Source organism: uncultured Coprobacter sp. (assembly GCF_947855755.1).
Classification (GTDB): Bacteria; Bacteroidota; Bacteroidia; order Bacteroidales; family Coprobacteraceae; genus Coprobacter.
The window spans coordinates 40827-59508 of record NZ_CANUAR010000026.1 but is presented as its reverse complement, the minus strand read 5'-3'; the positions used below and the strand labels follow the sequence as shown (position 1 = coordinate 59508).

Sequence of the window (18682 nt, the reverse complement as noted above, 5' to 3'; positions counted from 1 at the left end):
AGTCGTCCAAATCCAATTATCCGGCACATTAAATGGCACATTCTCATAATGGGGCATATGTATACTAATTTTATAATAACAAACCTCTAAAAGTAAGAACAATAAAAATTTCCTGAAGTCATACAACCTAGAAGAATAGTTTTACATATAATAAAATCAAAATTTTTAATAGTTATCCCTTCCATCAAAGATAAATCCCAATCCTGATTTGCCAGCCGCATTTATTCCTTTTTTCAGGAGAATTTTCTTTATGGCTATCGCCATGAAAATTCACCTGAAAAAGAATGCGGCGGCAAACGGATTAGAATTAAAGGAAAGATTACAGGGATTAACTGCGACCGACGTGACGCATAGCCGTAAACCAAAGGAGGCTATCCTTATATTCCATATATGGCCTCACAAATACTGTAAAAATCCACCTTCCCAAATAACAAAACATAGATTGCTTATCAAATCCCGAAATAAGACAGGGATTTCAGCTCCCTCCGATCTGCATAGTCCGGTGGCTTCGCTATGATATCTGATGTCATATTATGAACTTTGATGATAGTCTTTTGTGTTCCACAACCTTCTATTCTATTTTTGCAACAACCACTTAAACTAATGATTATGGAGATTGTGAACATAGAAGCCAGCACATTTATGGAAATGAACAACATATTGTTCAAAATAGAAAAACAAATGAAAGGACTGAACTTTTCCAAACCTGAGTTGAGTGAATGGTTGGATAACCAGGATGTATGTATTCTTATGAATATATCAGACAGAAAACTATTGTCTCTAAGGCAGAAAGGGCTAATCCCTTTCAGTCGTATAGACAGAAAGGTTTATTATAAAAAAGAAGATATTCTAAACTATATGAGGAACAACCTTAAAACACATATAAATAATGAAAATGGGACAGATGGTATTGAATAAGGATAGTAATGAGGTCAAAAGATTTATTGAAGCCATGGAAGGTATATCCAAAATGTTGGATGCAAATTCTTTAATCTACAGACCTATATTAGACGGGCACCGTTATATTACAGAACAAGAATTATCAAAGGCTCTCAAAATAACCAAAAGGACACTCATTGAATATAGAATGAATGGTAAATTACCCTATTACAAAATAGGAGGAAAGATTCTGTATAAAGAACAGGATATTATAGAAATATTAGAAAGAAACAAAGTATTGGCATTTGAATGATATTTCTTAAATCATTAATAATCGACACAAATAACTTGTAACCACTCTAAATAATTATATAAACATTTGGAGGAATAGAACCGAACACTTACCTTTGTAAAGTCAAAAAATGATTAACAAGAATCTATCGAAAATTAGTGAATTTGGCATATGGCTGATTCAGTGGCTCGGGGATTTTTCCAAAGATATTAAAGTACTGCAAATTAGGACTTTGAATAGTATTATTCGATTCCTGGTGGCACCACTGGAAAAAGAGAGTTACGAGTGTCGTAATTCTCTTTTTTATACTTTAAATTTACTCAGATTATAACTTAAATATTAACTTATACGTAATATTTCTATCGTTGTTTCAACAACATTTTCCTTCCTTACAAAATCAAATAATGTTATATTTATCAATAATCAAACTCGGAAAATAAATATTCTACATCCTATATCTATTCATATTTACACTAAAAAAGATTTTGATTAGTTCAATTACATAACTTTTCATTCAAATGTTTAAAATCCGAATCTCGAAGTATCGACACTCTTTATTTCTTTTTTCTTATAACCTCCAAAACGATATGCTAAATGTATTGTAGCAGATCTTGAATAATCCCCCCCATTCATATTTAAATATTGACCTGTAAATCGGACTTTCATTTTCGGAACTCCTGTATTAAATATATCATTACAACGAACTGACAAATTGATTTTATTTTTCGCAAAACTCCATTTCATCCCAATCGTAAGATCATAACACATTCCAATATCAAATGTTCCTTGTATAACCGGCGTTTGCACATTCCCTATTAATTCAAAAGATAGTTTCCGACTCACTTTGAATGTATTATCCAACACAGCATTAAATACCCACTTCTTTCGATCAAAAGGAATATCAAAAAAATTATCACAACGTTGACGCATTTGCATAGTTGTAAGAGTAAGATGAGAATCCAGCCAATTTCCAGATTCGAATGGAAGTATTACATTCATACCCCATAATCTCATATAATTCCAATTAGTATTTTTGTAAATCAATACAAGACGTTTTGTCGATTGATAAGCTGTTTGTGTAAAATAATCCGAAGAGTGTACGAAAAACATGCCGAATATATATTTTTGTTTCAAAACATAATTTCCATTCAAACTATAAGTCGTCATAGGCTTTAGTCCCGGAGTTCCATGCAATTCGGTATATCCGTTCAAATGGTTAACGGAAGATTGCATATTCCAATAACTCGGATAAGTTTTATTGGTAGATAGGGATAATTGAAACATATGTCTCAAACTTTTAGAATATGAAAATGAAGCTTGAGGGTATATAGCCCATTTATGATAATTACTTATCGTATAATACTCTCCCGTAGCAGAAACAGAAAATGAAGCTCCGGTCTTACTTTTCTTATTCATCGATACATAAAAATTCGTTGTTGTTTCTTTCAAATCAGAGCTCGTATTTTGAGTATAAATATCTCCCACGACCTGATTGTAAATTTGAAAATCCTTATCTCTAACAAATTGAAAAGAAGCACCATAACCAAATTTCCAATCTCTTGCTAACCGATGCTTTTGATCTGCATAAATAGAATACCGATCAACTCCTTGTCCGCTTTTCATGTCAAAGTAACCTCGTTCCCCATTCTGAAAATTCGCTCTCAAATTCTGATTATTGTCAGAATGATAATAAGTATAGTCACCTCCCATATCAAGGCCAAATTCTGATTTATATCGCACCGTCACATTATGCATCCTCGTATTTATATATTTATCTACATTCCCAGTTTGATAATTTCCGGTTGTCAAACTATTATTATGTCGGAAAGGGACATAATTGCCTGTATATGATACACTGACATGACTTTCCTCACTAAAATCATACTCAAACGCAGTTCTTAAATTATGATTCCAATATTTACTACGAAGTTGTTCATTCTGCTCAATATTATATATCTGCCCTAATAAAGTATGCTTAGAATAGAGATCCATATATTCCATACTTTTGTTATTACTCGCACTATACATCACATCTAAAATCGCTTTAGATATAGATAAACGAAAATTTCCATTCATTCCACCGCTATTGAAATATTGATTTTTATAATCACCACAAATTTCTCCCTGAAAAAAATAATCATCAGAACGTTTCATGACTACATTTAACACTGCTCCTTTTACATGATACTCGGGAGGAGCACTATACATTACCTCGACTTTTTTTACACGATTCACCGGAGTATTACGTAAAAAAGTCTCTATCTGCCCAACATCCATTGTTGAGGGTTTTCCATTTAAGATTACAGTCAGTTTTTCAGTTCCGGCCAATGTTAATACACCTCTGCTCTCCTGTATTCCCGGAAGTTTTACTAATGCTTCATAGGCATTATTAGCCATTCTATTCCCCGGAAAAACAGATAAATCATACTCCAAACGTCCATTCTCAACTCTTACAAAAGGACGTCTCGACTTTATTACAATTTCATCTAAAACATAATCTTTCGGAACAAGTCGAATAGTATCCACAATCATCCCTTTATTTAGTGCCCGTTTTGTTTGGTACGAAAAATGCTGTATTACCAAACAATACTCTTTCGCATAATTATTTAAAATAAATACTCCATTTGTATCCGACACCGACGTTCCTATATAAACAGAATCTGCCGTTTGCAAAAGAATAGTCGCCCCCTCTATCGGTTGTTGCGTACCATCATCCACCAATGTTCCAATAATCGACTGTGCTTCAATCACCCTAATAAAAGCAAATACAAATAATAAAAATACAGTTAACCTTCTGACCATTATTTATATCAACATTGCACTTAAATCATAATAAATAAACATGAAAAACAAAGTTATAAGAATGTTTTAAAATTAAAGAGGTATAAAATATATACTACTTAGAAAAAAATTATTATTTTTCTAAGTAAATTTTCAAAATGATAAAAATACGGTATAATTATCAACATTCAGGATATCATCCTTATTTTTTCAATTTCCACAAACATATAAGCAAAATAACTGTTTTAATATATAAACACATAAGAATTATGAAAATATTATATCTAACTATCGCATTATTCCTTGGCGGATTTTCATCTGCTCTCGCCTGTACAGGAATTTCTTTTTTTGCTAAAGACGGTGGATACGTACAAGCTCGAACCATCGAATGGGGTGACAGCTTTCTTCCAAGTGAATATGTAATTATACCCCGTAATCTAAATCAGACATCATATACTCCAACGGGCATAAACGGATTAAAATTTAAATCCAAATATGGCGTAGTCGGACTTGCAATCATTCAAAAGGAATTTATTGCCGAAGGTCTAAATGAAGCCGGTTTATCAGCCGGTCTATTTTATTTTCCTCATTACGGAAAGTATCCAGAATATGACCAGAAACAAAACAGCCGAACATTATCCGATTTACAATTCGTCTCATGGATATTATCCAATTTTTCGACTATCGATGAAGTAAAAAAAGCCATTGAACAAGTACGGATCGTTTCTTTAGATAAAGAGGGAGCATCTTCGACTGTACATTGGCGTATAGGAGAAGCTTCCGGCAGACAAGTCGTGCTTGAATTTGAAAACGGAAAACCTTGTTTTTACGAAAACCAAGTGGGTGTATTGACAAACTCTCCTGATTTCAAATGGCAGGTTACCAATCTGAATAATTACGTCAACCTTTTCCCGGGTAATGCTCCTGTTCAAAAGATCGGAAATGTCACGATATTTCCGTTCGGTGCAGGATCAGGTTTTTTAGGTCTTCCCGGAGACATCACTCCCCCTTCTCGTTTCATCAGAATAGCTTTTTACAAAGCTACAGCTCCCCAGCAAAATACATCAGACGAAACGATACTACAATGTTTTCACATCCTTAATAACTTCGATATCCCTATCGGTGTTGAATTTGCACCAGGAAAAGCTCCGGACATTCCCAGTGCAACACAATGGACTTCCGCTATCGACCTGACACAAAAGAAAGTATATTACAAAACCGCTTACAATAACAATATTCGCTGTATTGATCTTAAAGATATAAATTTCAATACAATATCTTACCAATCGCACCCATTAGATCAAACCCTTAAACAACCCATTGAAAATCTACGATTCAAATAAATCTCAATTATAAAGTAATAAGAAAGCGGATATATTAACAACATATTCGCTTTCTTATTACCCTCTCAACAATTGAACCAGTCCTTTTAAAGGACTATTTTTCCAATAATACTGAAAACCAATTTTTTGAATTTATATGACACAATTATTAGAACAGATTTACATATAATAATTTTTAAATATATCTCGAATTTGGCTATATTTAAAACCTGATTTCAAAAACACCGAATATATCATGGAAGTAAATATAGAAGACAGTTGGAAAAGACGACTACAACCGGAATTCGACAAACCATATTTCTATAATCTGACAAATTTTGTAAAAGAAGAATATTCCAAACATACTATTTATCCCCCGGGAAAATTTATCTTTCACGCATTTAACACCTGCCCTTTCGACAAAGTAAAGGTAGTCATCATCGGCCAAGATCCATATCATGAACCGGGACAATATTACGGGCTCTGTTTTTCCGTACTTGACGGAGTTCCGTTTCCTCCATCTCTTCTTAATATATTCAAAGAAATCGAGAACGATTTAGGCAAACCCATGCCTAAATCTGGACGTTTAGAGCGGTGGGCTAATCAAGGAGTATTACTCATTAATGCGATTCTAACAGTCAGAGCTCATCAGGCCGGATCACACAAAGGAAAAGGCTGGGAAGAATTTACCGATGCAGTCATCAAAACACTAAACGACGAAAAAGAAAATATCGTTTTTATGCTTTGGGGCTCTTACGCACAGAAAAAAGGAGCATTTATCGACCGTAACCGACACTGTGTCCTAACGGCTGCACATCCCTCTCCTTTATCTGCAGATCGAGGATTTTTCGGATGTAAACATTTTAGTAAGGCCAATAAATATTTTAAAAGTAAAGGAATATCTGAAATCGAATGGTAATTTTCCATATCTAACCTTATTAAACAAAAGGATATGGACAAATGTTATTATATCAATAAATTCTATCGATATATGAAAAAAGCTTACAGATTTATCATACCTATTCTGACTTGTTTCCTAATTGGATTCATAGCCGGACGCATTCAGGAAAATTCTATTTTAAATTGGTATCCTTATTTAAATAAACCGAGCCTGACTCCTCCTAATGTAGCCTTTCCGATTGCATGGACTATACTTTATTTATGCATGGGTATCTCCATAGGTCTTATACTCAATTCTGCTCACTCCGGACAAAAATCTTTAATACGACTCTTTATCCTACAATTAATCTTTAATTTTACATGGAGCATTTTTTTCTTCTATATGCAAAATCCTTTACTCGGATTAATAAATATTATTCTACTCGAATTTTTAATAATTGTGTACAGTGTAAAAAGTTACGGAATAAATAAAATCAGCTCTGTTTTATTCATTCCGTATATACTATGGGTAGCTTATGCAACTTATCTGAATCTTTATATCTTGGTGTATAATTAAAACCGGACATTAAAATCCGGTTTTAACTTCATTCTGTAGCTCAGATCCACTCCGAAAATCACGAATATTCTGCAATGTCGTGTTTGCAATATTTGCCATCGCCTCTTGAGTAAAGAAAGCTTGATGAGAAGTCACGATAACATTATTAAATGAAAGTAGTCGGGCAAGCACATCATCATCAATAATATAATCCGAACGATCCATATAGAAATAATTACTCTCTTCTTCATATACATCCAATGCGGCAGAGCCAATAATTTTTTCTTTCAACCCATCTATCAAATCATTCGTATCGATCAAACGACCTCGCCCAGTATTAATAACCATAACTCCCTTTTTCATCTTAGATATGGCATTCTTATCAATCATGTGATCAGTTTCCGGAGTAAGAGGACAATGCAATGAGATTATATCCGAATCAGCATACAGCTCATCCAACGAAGTATAGGTCATTCCTACCTCATCAGCAAACTTTTTGTCCGGATATAAATCATACCCCAAAACATTCATACCGAATCCTCTTAAAATACGGATCAAAATTCTGGCTATTTTTCCTGTACCGATAATCCCGGCAGTCTTATTATACATATCGAAGCCCATTAATCCGTGCAAAGAAAAATTACCGTCACGCGTACGCCATGAAGCCCGATGTATTTTTCGGTTCAAGGTAAGCATCAAAGCCAATGTATATTCAGCTACGGCATGAGGAGAATAGGCCGGAACTCTCACAACCTTCATTCCATATTCCCGAGCAGCTTTCAAATCAACATTATTATATCCGGCACATCGCAAAGCTAACAATTTAGTTCCATTCTCAGATAAAGCTTTGATTACTTCAGCATCAGCATTGTCATTTACAAAAATACAAACGACATCGACACCTTTCGCCAATACCAAATTATCCCGATTAAGGTTTCCTTTATAATATTTAATTTCGAATCCGAAATCTTTATTTGCCGCATCAAATGATGCTATATCATAGGGTTTTGCCCCGAAAAAAACGATTGATGACATAAAATATACTATATAAAAGGTTCATTACAGCTTTCTATTTGTAAAGATAGAAACTATTTCCAAAGCACCTTTTTATATCCTACTAAATTATGCAAACAGATATATTAACTCTTGTCAAGTTGTGTCAGAGCAAATGTATATGCTCCTAATGCAATAGCTTTACTAGTCCCTAAGGATGACACAAGTATCCCTGTTTTCTTAACTTTGCGATATGGAATATATCTATCCGAATCAGGAACTTTTATAAGTTCATCTTCATCCGATAAAAAAGAATCGAATTCTCGCTTGTTCGAAAGATCAAAAATATCCATTTGTAAAACAGGAAAACTATCTCCGGAAAAAGAGAAAAGATTTCCTCGCAACTCCTCCAACAAAGATGGCATAAAATACTTTGCCGCCCCTGTAATTCCTCCTCCCAAAACGACAATTCCGTCCACTATATTCAAAGCTCCGGCAATAGTCATTCCTGCAACTTTGCCAAATTCCTGAAAACTTTTCACTGCGGCATTTTTATTACCACCCATCTTTCCATCCGCTATTTCAAAAATATCTTTTGGAGTCAAATCTGAACTCTCTAATCCGGCAAACCGCTCATACACTCGTTTTACAGCACGAACACTGACACTCTCTTCCGCTATCATATTCGGATAATAACCATTACGAACAAGCCATACATCACCACCGCAACCGTTATCTCCCGGTAACAAGACCTTATCTATCACAACTCCTGCTCCAAACCCCGTACCGAAAGTAATACCTAATAAATTTTTATAACGCCGGTTACTCCCCACAGACTCCAAACAACTATTTACATAAGGCAATGCTCCAGCAAGTGCTTCTCCATATGCAAACAAGTTTCCATCGTTGTTAATATACACCGGTATACAAAACTTTTCTTCAAGAAAAGCTTTTATGGCTACACCACCCCTGAAAGAAGGGAAATTCGGCAAATCTCCGATTACTCCATTTTCATAATCTGCAGGACCGGGAAAAGCAAAACTGATTGCAACCGGATCTTGAGGCAACAAAGAGCATACTTTTCGGAAACCGCCTAACAGACTGTTCAAGCATGACTTCAGGTCATAACTACAAGACGAAACAGAAAAAGGTTCTATTATTTCCTCACCGGCCTGTATCGCCGAAAAAACAAAATTCGTTCCTCCGGCATCCAATGTCATTACTATTCTATTATCATTTACATATCCCATACTGTTTCATTTAAGCATTTAACCGAACAAAAGCTTTTATAGTAGCACAACGTTTTCCCGAAGCTGTACCATAAGGCGTTATCGTGTATGTTCCGACCGAATCCGGGACAATGACCGTTTCTGCATAATGAAGCACAAACGGTTCAAATCGTTCATCAGGACTCTCTATAATAACCTCATCTCCTTCCACCAAATTCAAAACGTTGACACTATTCCTTGTATAATGTGTTACCGTTCTTTCAAACCAATGCCGACGGGTTTCAATAAATTCATTTGGATGCAGTCCGGTCTTTTCCTCTATCCATCCGTCACCCTCCGCAACAACCTCCACACAATTCACCAGATATTTCAAAGCATATTCCGTGTCTCTTTTCCAATTTATTACATGACTACCATGTTCCACATTTATCGGCCGAGGTTTACCATCCAAACCTAACCGTTTCCAATCCCACAGTTTAAAAGTAAATATACTCGGGGTAGAACTTATCTCCAAAACCATTGCTCCAGCTCCGGAACAATGTACTGTCCCTCCCGGTATCAAAAAATGATCGTGTTTGAATGCCGGAAAACAATTGACATAGGGTTGCGGATCAAAAATCGTTTCTCCAGATTGGGCGCTTCTTAAATCAGCTAACATGCTTTCTTTATCGACATTCGTTTTTACTCCTAAAAAAACAGATGCCCCCTCTTCGGCATCAAGCAAATAATAGCTTTCATCCTGAGTATAAGGAATATTAAATCTATCCCGTATATATTGAGTTGTCGGATGCACTTGTAAACTGAGATTCCCCCCACCTATAGTATCTAAGAAATCAAACCGTATCGGAAAATCCTGTCCGAAACGAGCTTCAACCGGTTCTCCAAGCAATTCGGCGGTTTTCAAATAAACTAAATTCACCGAAGGCATTTCAAAATCGACACCATTTACTCGCAACATCAAGCTATTCTCTTCCGGGACACAATCGAAACACCAACCGAAATTATCGGCATTTTTATCTAAATCACAAACATCCTTCATCCACCGACCTCCCCAAGGGGCCGGATCAAAAAACGGAACAACTCTGAAAGGTCCCTCAATCGTCTTGGCAAGTCCCCGCATAAAAGTATCTTTACTTATCATCTTAGGAGTCAGTGGAATATTCATATCCAACCAATAGCAGACTTTCTCATATATACTTTTTTTAAGAGTATCACACACCTGCCAATCACAAAAATACCCACGCTTGTATTGCCGGGCTGGTGATTCGTTTCGGACATCCACACCTAACGCTTTTATTTCATGACGACGAAAACGCTGTTGCAACTCCCAACGTGCAATATCTCCATATACCAACAAATCTGCATCAGGGCAAACCCAAGAAGCTCCACTCCCCAGAATAATTTTTATGCCTTTTTCAGAAGAAATTCGTTTACGGAAAGATGAAACTTTTTCATGATCAAAAAAATCGGAAATATTTAATCTTGTTCTATATCCGAACAATTCGTCATCAGTCACATACGGATAAGTCATATCGCGAACTTCATTTTCCGGTTTCATCAGACATTCCGTATTTATACACAAATCAGGATGCAGATTTACCAAACATTCATACAACTTATCCAAGGAAACTCCGACATAACAATCCACAACTAATATAAAATCTTTTTTTACAATTTCACGCTGCAATTGCGAAATTATATCCTCTATTCCTACCCATATCTCTCCCGTTATATTTGTTACCGGGAATTTATCATAATTTGATTTTCTCATAATAAATAAATTCAGTTCACATTTAATGGCCTTACCTGCAAATTATCAAAACATACTTTATTCCAATCAGATCCTACTCCAAAAAAACCTTTTACATAATTACGATCAGCCGGGATATCGGCCAATATACAATTATTGACTATAGCTCTGACTTCAGAGATTCCACATTCCAAAACAAAATGATTCCATGCAGAAGAATCAATTTCTACAACCCCCTCTTTTATGACTTTTTGATTTATCGATAATTTCCACTCCCCACTATGTGTTATCTCTAACCCAATGCCGTGCGGAGCTGTATTGCTTTCGAACCATGACACTACTCCGAAAATCCGAGCACACCCTTGCTCTCCGATTCTAAAATCGGCAGACACTACATAATTACTACCATTCGACGATCCGGCCTGCGTATAAGGCTCCGGATCGTTCTTTCCCCAAGGATCCCAACAAATCAACGAATCTGTAATCTGTTGTTGCAATACCCGGTTGCCATCCGGCAACTTCACAACCTCAAAAGCTCCTCCCTGATCGGATAACCAGCGCGGAGTAACATAACTTCTCTCATACGATTCAAAATCCTCCGTATAATATGCAGGAAATTCCGACTTTGCAGGAATAGGATGAATTGACTTTCCTTTCTTTTGCCCTACCGTATTTGTCAATGAATAAATAGCATCCGGTGCAAGGTTCAAAATTAAGCGTCCGTCCTTGACAGGGACAGATGTCTGCCGGATAAACTGATCTTTTTCATCGCTTTTCCATAAACAAAATTCTGTTAAACCAATAAGAGAAACATCCAAAACAAGAGTATCCGATCTATTTCCTGTTACAATGATCATGCTATACAACTCTTTTCTCGGATGCTTTAAAGTAACATAGGACAATCCCGTACCAGTTTCACCACAAGCATCATCTAAATAACGCCATCCCGGATCAGCAAACTGCGTCGTATGAGCTATCGCCCAAATAGCCGGACGCACATCATAATAACCGCACCATGGCATACAGGCTTCCATAGCTCCTACTCCATTCCAACTCACATTCGGGAAATATGCATTCACAGGACACCATATCAATGTTTTGACCGCACGACTCCGAATATAGTTTCGATTCGTATTCTGTGCAAAAATATGAGCATCTTCCCAATTTCCCGACAAAATAGATGCTTCACTTTCCCAAACAGGCATATCTAATAATTTCACGTCCTGTGTAGCATCGACATTCAAATAATGATATCCCAGGATATCTATATTTTCTTTCAGAATCGAATCATTCAACAACTCTCTCGCATAACTCCACGGCTCATGATGTTTAGGTGAAGAACAATACATATCATTACCGACTATCTTTACTTTTTCCAACCTATTTTTAACTAAAACCGGACGTAAAATATTTACGGCATAATTACGGGATAAATCAGGTATATGTTTTTCATTCCACAATCCGCAATAAGCTATATCGATATTATGATAACGCTTCATTCCCTTTATATACGACGCCAAATACTCTGCATTATCTTTAGAATAAAAACCTTCGTCAAACCAACCCGGAGCTCCCCACTGCAATATATCGAAAAACATATTTCGGTTTCTTTTCAAAGCCTCTCGTGCCAACCACCATTCATACCCCCTCTCAAAATAAAGTCGAATCGGGTTCATCATCTCCTGTCGAGTACGAGCATGAGAGGGCTCTGTTCCGCAAGTAGAATTTACATCTCCTCCCAACTCAAATTTAAAATGTTGCAATGAAGCTCCGAAATAAGGTTTAAACAAAAAATCCAATATATCAGACCTATACGGTTCGGGATAATCGATAAGCAATCGAGATGAAGCCCCAGCACTTACAGCACCAATACCTTCAAATTTCAATCCGGGACTTCTTCCGTCTATCCGGATTACAGTCCGAGCAGATATTCCGGAAATTCCGATAATGAACAATAACAAAAATAAATATCGCTTCATCTCTCTGTAACCATTCTATAAATTTCAGTACCCGCCAGCAAAAAAGCTCCTGTACCATATACTTCTGTCATATCTGCCGATACTCTTTGAGGATCAGATCCGATGGCTTGTACCCAACCTAATTTCCCATCCGGATGCACCGCCCGCACAAGAGCATTCCACCCTTTTTCCATCACAGGAAGAAATTTCTTTTCAGACAAATATCCACGACGAAGCCCCCAAGCCAAACTATATACAAAAAAAGCCGTAGAACTTGTTTCTGGCATTCGATATGTTTCTGTATCAAGCATACTGGCATGCCAATACCCCTCATCATCTTGTAAACCGGCAACTCGTTTCATAAGTTGTCGGTATAAAGTTATATATTTTAATCGTGTCGGATAATTTTCAGGTAACTGATCTATAATTACAGCTAAAGCTCCTGCCACCCAGCCGTTGCCTCGTCCCCAAAAAACCGGAGCGCCATTCTTTTCCCGCATCGACAAATAGCGAGTATCTCTATAAAAAAGGTTTTCCTCTCGGTCATACAAAAGTTCTACCGTTTTCCAAAACTCCTTTTCCATAAAGTTCCAATACCGCATATCTCCAGTGATCTTTCCCATCCGAGCATACACGGTAGGAGCCATAAACAAAGCATCGCACCAGCACCAGCGATCATGGGAATGAGGTGCTTCATAAATAAGTTCAGCTTCCGAAGGATGATTCATGACCCACTCCAAACGAGCTTCCGTCGGTTGAAGCATCACCGGATCTTTATATTTTTCATACAATTGACAATAAAGCTGCGATACACAAATATCATCGGCAAAATACATACCCTTTGCCGGATGCCACCGTTCTTTTGCGGCAATTTTCTTCAACCATTCAAAATAAGAATCGTCTTTCCACAATGAAGCCCATTCCGCCATTCCGATATACATTACTCCGTTAGTCCACATTACAGGAGTATGTGTCCATTTATCCAAATGACGAGGATAATCCGCTATTTGCCAATCGGCAACACGCTTCATTACACTCATCAATGAATCAGGAGAAATTTCCGTATTTCCGGCTTTCATATACCCTACAAAAAAGATGCAGAATAATAAGCATACATATCTCAGTCTCATAACTCAATTATATTTCATTTCAATATTTTATTTCCTTATAATCCGGATTATATACAGGCATTTTTGCTCCAGATGAACACAACCATTCTCGTAACTCTTTCTGTAAAGACAAAGCTCTCTCCTTTTGTATTTCCGCCAGATTTTCTTTCTCAGAAATATCTCTTTCAAGATTATATAATTCTATATGATTATCCTCATAAAACCATATTAACTTATAATCTCCTTTACGTATAGCTCCTGCCGGAGAATCGCCTTTACCTCCATAATGCGGATAATGAAAATAAATAGCTCCCCGGTCAAAGATCGTATCCCCTTTCAATAAAGGTACAAGACTTACTCCATCTTTATGCTGGTAAGGTTTCAAAGTCGCTCCGGTAAGCTCCAGTATAGTAGGATAAAAATCCGTAGAAGAAACAGGAGTCCTACAAATCCCAGTCGAACCTTTCATATAAGGAGACTTAATAATATAGGGAACTCGTACCCCTCCTTCATACAACCAGCCTTTCCCTCCACGCAACGGGAAATTACAAGTCGGAGAACCTTCAGCAGTAGATAAACCACCATTGTCAGAAACTAAACAAACGACCGTATTATCATATAAGCCCTCTTCTTTTAAATAATCTAACACTTTCCCCACATTTTCATCCATACTCCATATCAATGCAGCATATTCGGCATCACTCTGTATCGTACGTTCTTTCCAATGCCAAGCTCTATATGGAGTATTCTGTATCCAATCTTTATTTGTCGTAAAAGGTGAGATCGTATCCAAACCCATTTCTCGAGCCTTCTTCTCGAAATATTTCGTAACCTCAGGTTTCGCCTCTATCGGAGTATGCACCGCATAAAACGACAAGAAAAGAAAGAAAGGTGATTTTCCTGCCGAATCTATAAGTTTCAAACATTCATCTCCTAAACGATCCGTAAGGTACTCTCCGTCCGGACCGTCCGATAACATCGGATTATGATAGGGAGAGAAATATGCTCCCCGTCCTCCTTTTTTCCGGACATCCCCGTTAGCTTTTCCCATTAACCATCCTCCGATATTCACATCAAAACCTTGATATTGGGGATAGAACAAAGAATCTTCCGCACAATGCCATTTCCCGACATAAAATGTTTTATATCCTTGTTCCTTCAATGCTTCTCCGATAGTAACTTCCTCAAGCGGCATATTCAAGGGCATCTCAGGAGACAACATTTTATATTTGCTCAATTTCTGTTTATCCAGGCCATATTGATAACCCGGAATCCAATCGGTGATCCCCGTTCGTGCGGGATTCTTGCCTGTCATTATACTTATCCTTGCAGGAGAACTTACCGGAGCTGCGGCATATCCGTCCGTAAAAATCACTCCGTCTGCAGCAAGTTTGTCGATATTGGGAGTTTCATAAAAACGGCTTCCATTATACCCGACATCTGCCCATCCATAATCATCTACAACTATGAACACGACATTGGAACGAGTCTGGGCTTGTACCGGAAGCGAGAAAGAAAACAATCCCGCCACCGGAAATAACGTCGAAAAAGTAACCGGATATTTCATAAAACCAGATTTTTAAAGCAAGCTTTTCCAATTCCCGCTACAATAAGCAACAACCAATTTTTGTTGCAAATCTTTATCTCCTATGCGAAGACCGTAATTCATCAAATCTTGAAACAGATAATATTGTAGCCAATATCCGCGATGATATTTTTCCCGCAACGAAAGTGCCTCTATCCACCATGCATACCAAGAGGTATTCAAGCCGTATTTGTGCGCTACACGCACTGCTGTTTGTGCACGGTCCCATATTCCATCCGATATACGTTTCATCATTTTAGTATAATCTCTGTATGTAAACGACGAAACATCGATCAACTTAGCGCTATCATCAATCCCTAAAGCTTCCAAATCAAATACTGTCTCGAACTTTCCATCACCATCCATATCGTATTCTACGTAGTCCAAGAAACCGTTTCCGTCTTTATCCGTATATTTCACTGTTGCAAACTTTTTAGGATTTTTATTGATCCAAAGACGATCCCAACCCTGATAGTATTCAGTATTCTGATCTACACGCCAACACCCCCATTCAGCTCCATATAAATGTAAACGACCATCTAAAGGACTAATATATAAATTACCTTTTCCCGAACAGTCCATATCCCATTCCCCTCGGTCTCCGGCCGCATCAGCCTGTGTATTATGGTCTAATCCTCCATTTCCCGCCCCTACCTTGAAAGGATCACGGGCTTCATAAAACTCAACACGCTCCCAACGATGACAATCATCATCTTCATCATAAACGAAATGAGCGCTTTCCCATTTTCCTCTATTGAAAATCAGATCGAATGCATTTTTATGATCAGGATAAATCAATTCATCCATTTGACGCCAACGCGGATCCATAAAAAATTTATCAGCTTCGGGCAAACCTCTCATATTCTTAAATACATGAACCTGATCCATATAATCAAATCCGCCTCCTCGAAGACCTAAAGTAAAATCGAAATCGAAATCATTTCCCGGAGCATTATCATTATCCAAATCTACAGAAATGGACACCCAATCGATTACTCCTTCCAACTGCATATTTACATAATCATTCCAAGACGCTTTCTCATCCTTAGTACTCGGGGAATCCAACAAACGAACGGCAATCTCCGAAAGGCCATCTTTATCCGGATCATAAAACAAAAAGGGATTCTCCCAATTAAGTCTTAAATCCCCCATATTATAGGTAGCCACATGCATTTTGGTAAATGCAGATTGTCCGCTATAATCCGTATAGAACGCTGCTCGTCCGCTTTTATTCCAGCTTTTTATTTGATAAGTATTCCAATCAATATAATTAAAAATATTGTCTTTATCCGTATCTAACAAAATCATCACATGCCCATTCGGCCATACTTCCGTAGCATGCACGGCCGGATAATCCATCACAATCTGCAGATCGGCTTTTCCATCATTATCGCTATCAACCCAATCGATTACCAAATCTCCGTCACCGCCATATATGCCATCTTTATTTCGGTCTATCAACAAACAGTCATTATCCATATCGCCTTCGATGTCCGTCCATTTCATATCTCGGTCATCATCGATCCAAAGAATAGGAACACTATCACCTGTCATAGAATAGATAGCTTCCGGCTTCCCGTCACCATTCAAATCCTCCAGTTTCGGTTTAAAACCGGGAGGAGGTAACGGCATCCGAAACGATGCTATACAAGACTCTTTCACACTCTTTATTTGAGCATACGACACTCCGTTTATTCCCCCAAAGAACAAACCTATGCTCATTACAATACAAGCACTTAACCTATTCATAACATAAAATACTTATTTCATTTCGGCCACTAAAGTCACTAACGATCGAGCAGGGATAACGACCTTATTTTCAACGTTACCTTTATATGATAAATCACATTCTTCGGAAGTAATATACTGTTTATATTTTACAGAAGCTGCACTCTTATTTTCTTTGAACTGAATATTCACAATATCTTCATCCTGAGCGAAATTGATAAAAACCAAAACCATTTTACCAGAAATCGGATCTTTATAAGCAGACACCATCAACGACCGTACCGATTCTTCATCCGAAACGCCTTGCAAATTCGCAGAAATTCTCTGCATACCGGGACGGATAAATAAACTATAATTTCCTAAAGCCCACATTAGTTTTGACGTTCTATACACCCCGTCATATTTACAAGATTCTATCAATGGATTATCAGACGAATTAGCTCCTTGAGGAGATTTTCCGTCATCGATATAAATCAGACCGTCTTTGTAATCCCATTCCGAAAAAGCAGTCCAAAACTGCCAAGAAGCTGCATTCGCATAAACCAAATCGCTATGAATAACACGCGCTACATATAATGCCGTATTCATCCCTATATCTCGTTTTCCACCACCATACGGATTATCATCATTTTTCTCCATAGGGCAATATTCGGTTTGCCAATAAGCTGTACCGGGTAAATCCGTTTTTATTTTACGATCCAATCGTTTTCTCCAACTGATTAATGAATCCAACGACCATGTTGACCAATAGGAATGTCCCGAAACAATAGGGGCAACATTTTGCAATCCGAATATGCTATATTTTCCGTCAGTAGAAAATATTTCTTCTATTTGATTACTCCTCAACGGATTATCTTTCACCGATTCATATAAATAATTAATACAGCCGGCTTCTCCAAAAACTATGCGAGTATTCTTGTTTATTTTTTTTAATTCCTTATCCAAACACCGGATTAAACGATTGCATTCTTCATTAGTCATTTGCATACCCTCTTGACTTGCATGAATCCAGTTCCATTGAGGTTCATTGATAGGGCTCAGGTAATCGAATCCCAATTTTTCACAAACGACAGCCATAAAATGAGCATAATCGACATACTTATCAGACTTCAGATTAGCATAAGGCGTTGGCTCACTGGCCCGCGCCATCCCGTTTTTCGACATAAATACAGGTGCTGAAATAGAAAAGCCTAATGTATACGGAACTTTTCTTTCTCGGGCAGCTTGTAAAAACCACCTCTGACCTTCCTGTTTCGACCAGTCCCAGTGTCCCAAAGAATCTAAAAAACATTCAGTTCTGCGCCACTCCGATGCGACCCCACCTCTTTCTCCGACTTCATGGCTTCCCGAACCTATATTAAAACGCCAAAGCGTTAATCCTATTCCACGAGGATTTCCCTTTTCGTCAAAATCGGTACTGAACAGGTAATCGGCAATGGCATTTCTTTTTTCCAACGGCCAGTTTTTCCCGATATATTGGGTACGCCAACAGTCGGAAGCTCCGAAACTATGAATCATCTGATGTACTTCATCAGGAAAAACGATAACCGTATTCTCTTTTGAATATACAAACATAAACAAACTGCAAAGAAGAATAAATAACAACGATTTTTTCATACTA

At 37.4% G+C, this 18682-nt stretch carries 15 protein-coding genes; 6 read left to right on the top strand and 9 right to left on the bottom strand.

Going from position 1 to position 18682, the window contains the following annotated elements:
* Positions 1 to 250 precede the first annotated feature (250 nt).
* The 3 genes from Q0093_RS12470 to Q0093_RS12460 all read left to right on the top strand — a co-directional run bounded on the left by Q0093_RS12470 (position 251) and on the right by Q0093_RS12460 (position 1192).
* Complete coding sequence (locus Q0093_RS12470; RefSeq protein WP_297930972.1) at positions 251 to 517, top strand: hypothetical protein; 267 nt, start codon at positions 251 to 253, stop codon at positions 515 to 517.
* 92 nt (positions 518 to 609) lie between these two features.
* Positions 610 to 918 carry a helix-turn-helix domain-containing protein gene (locus Q0093_RS12465; RefSeq protein WP_057279965.1) on the top strand — a complete coding sequence of 103 codons (309 nt, stop codon included), beginning with the start codon at positions 610 to 612 and terminating at the stop codon, positions 916 to 918.
* Positions 896 to 1192, top strand: coding sequence for a helix-turn-helix domain-containing protein (locus Q0093_RS12460; protein ID WP_297930966.1), 297 nt, complete (start codon positions 896 to 898; stop codon positions 1190 to 1192). Before Q0093_RS12465 ends, Q0093_RS12460 begins: the two co-directional genes overlap by 23 nt.
* Positions 1193 to 1693: 501 nt before the next feature.
* On the opposite strand, the gene Q0093_RS12455 is transcribed toward Q0093_RS12460, so the two are convergent.
* Positions 1694 to 3973: an outer membrane beta-barrel family protein gene (locus Q0093_RS12455; protein ID WP_297930963.1), complete on the bottom strand. Its 2280-nt coding sequence runs from the start codon at positions 3971 to 3973 to the stop codon at positions 1694 to 1696.
* Positions 3974 to 4221: 248 nt separating this feature from the next.
* Between Q0093_RS12455 and Q0093_RS12450 the strand changes: the two genes are divergently transcribed.
* The 3 genes from Q0093_RS12450 (at position 4222) to Q0093_RS12440 (ending at position 6730) form a co-directional block, all read left to right on the top strand.
* Positions 4222 to 5295, top strand: coding sequence for a choloylglycine hydrolase family protein (locus tag Q0093_RS12450; protein WP_297930961.1), 1074 nt, complete (start codon positions 4222 to 4224; stop codon positions 5293 to 5295).
* Positions 5296 to 5530: 235 nt separating this feature from the next.
* Positions 5531 to 6193: a uracil-DNA glycosylase gene (ung, locus tag Q0093_RS12445; protein ID WP_297930959.1), complete on the top strand. Its 663-nt coding sequence runs from the start codon at positions 5531 to 5533 to the stop codon at positions 6191 to 6193.
* Between the two features lie 72 nt (positions 6194 to 6265).
* A complete protein-coding gene (locus tag Q0093_RS12440) occupies positions 6266 to 6730 on the top strand; it encodes a TspO/MBR family protein (protein ID WP_297930956.1) in 465 nt (154 codons plus the stop codon).
* Between the two features lie 9 nt (positions 6731 to 6739).
* Here the strand turns inward: Q0093_RS12440 and Q0093_RS12435 are convergent, their stop codons facing one another.
* From Q0093_RS12435 to Q0093_RS12400, 8 genes are all read right to left on the bottom strand, one after another.
* A complete protein-coding gene (locus Q0093_RS12435; protein ID WP_297930953.1) occupies positions 6740 to 7744 on the bottom strand; it encodes a 2-hydroxyacid dehydrogenase in 1005 nt (334 codons plus the stop codon).
* A gap of 104 nt (positions 7745 to 7848) precedes the next feature.
* Complete coding sequence (locus tag Q0093_RS12430) at positions 7849 to 8952, bottom strand: ROK family protein (RefSeq protein ID WP_297930951.1); 1104 nt, start codon at positions 8950 to 8952, stop codon at positions 7849 to 7851.
* 10 nt (positions 8953 to 8962) lie between these two features.
* Positions 8963 to 10702 carry a class I mannose-6-phosphate isomerase gene (locus Q0093_RS12425; protein ID WP_297930948.1) on the bottom strand — a complete coding sequence of 580 codons (1740 nt, stop codon included), beginning with the start codon at positions 10700 to 10702 and terminating at the stop codon, positions 8963 to 8965.
* An 11-nt stretch (positions 10703 to 10713) separates the two neighbouring features.
* Positions 10714 to 12660 carry a hypothetical protein gene (locus Q0093_RS12420; RefSeq protein WP_297930945.1) on the bottom strand — a complete coding sequence of 649 codons (1947 nt, stop codon included), beginning with the start codon at positions 12658 to 12660 and terminating at the stop codon, positions 10714 to 10716.
* Entirely contained in the window at positions 12657 to 13769 is a 1113-nt protein-coding gene (locus tag Q0093_RS12415; RefSeq protein WP_297930943.1) for a glycoside hydrolase family 88 protein, read from the bottom strand. Before Q0093_RS12415 ends, Q0093_RS12420 begins: the two co-directional genes overlap by 4 nt.
* Positions 13770 to 13788: 19 nt before the next feature.
* Complete coding sequence (locus tag Q0093_RS12410) at positions 13789 to 15315, bottom strand: sulfatase (RefSeq protein ID WP_297930941.1); 1527 nt, start codon at positions 15313 to 15315, stop codon at positions 13789 to 13791.
* A gap of 12 nt (positions 15316 to 15327) precedes the next feature.
* Complete coding sequence (locus tag Q0093_RS12405) at positions 15328 to 17082, bottom strand: hypothetical protein (protein WP_297930939.1); 1755 nt, start codon at positions 17080 to 17082, stop codon at positions 15328 to 15330.
* A 12-nt stretch (positions 17083 to 17094) separates the two neighbouring features.
* A complete protein-coding gene (locus Q0093_RS12400) occupies positions 17095 to 18678 on the bottom strand; it encodes a glycoside hydrolase (protein ID WP_297930936.1) in 1584 nt (527 codons plus the stop codon).
* Between the last annotated feature and the right edge of the window lie 4 nt (positions 18679 to 18682).

Coding starts and splice junctions, on each gene's coding strand:
- Q0093_RS12460 (WP_297930966.1), top strand. CDS start 896: ATGGGACAGATGGTATTGAATAAGGATAGTAATGAGGTCAAAAGATTT.
- Q0093_RS12405 (WP_297930939.1), bottom strand. CDS start 17,082: ATGAATAGGTTAAGTGCTTGTATTGTAATGAGCATAGGTTTGTTCTTT.
- Q0093_RS12455 (WP_297930963.1), bottom strand. CDS start 3,973: ATGGTCAGAAGGTTAACTGTATTTTTATTATTTGTATTTGCTTTTATT.
- Q0093_RS12420 (WP_297930945.1), bottom strand. CDS start 12,660: ATGAAGCGATATTTATTTTTGTTATTGTTCATTATCGGAATTTCCGGA.
- Q0093_RS12410 (WP_297930941.1), bottom strand. CDS start 15,315: ATGAAATATCCGGTTACTTTTTCGACGTTATTTCCGGTGGCGGGATTG.
- Q0093_RS12450 (WP_297930961.1), top strand. CDS start 4,222: ATGAAAATATTATATCTAACTATCGCATTATTCCTTGGCGGATTTTCA.
- Q0093_RS12440 (WP_297930956.1), top strand. CDS start 6,266: ATGAAAAAAGCTTACAGATTTATCATACCTATTCTGACTTGTTTCCTA.
- Q0093_RS12435 (WP_297930953.1), bottom strand. CDS start 7,744: ATGTCATCAATCGTTTTTTTCGGGGCAAAACCCTATGATATAGCATCA.
- Q0093_RS12400 (WP_297930936.1), bottom strand. CDS start 18,678: ATGAAAAAATCGTTGTTATTTATTCTTCTTTGCAGTTTGTTTATGTTT.
- Q0093_RS12430 (WP_297930951.1), bottom strand. CDS start 8,952: ATGGGATATGTAAATGATAATAGAATAGTAATGACATTGGATGCCGGA.
- Q0093_RS12415 (WP_297930943.1), bottom strand. CDS start 13,769: ATGAGACTGAGATATGTATGCTTATTATTCTGCATCTTTTTTGTAGGG.
- Q0093_RS12470 (WP_297930972.1), top strand. CDS start 251: ATGGCTATCGCCATGAAAATTCACCTGAAAAAGAATGCGGCGGCAAAC.
- Q0093_RS12465 (WP_057279965.1), top strand. CDS start 610: ATGGAGATTGTGAACATAGAAGCCAGCACATTTATGGAAATGAACAAC.
- ung (WP_297930959.1), top strand. CDS start 5,531: ATGGAAGTAAATATAGAAGACAGTTGGAAAAGACGACTACAACCGGAA.
- Q0093_RS12425 (WP_297930948.1), bottom strand. CDS start 10,702: ATGAGAAAATCAAATTATGATAAATTCCCGGTAACAAATATAACGGGA.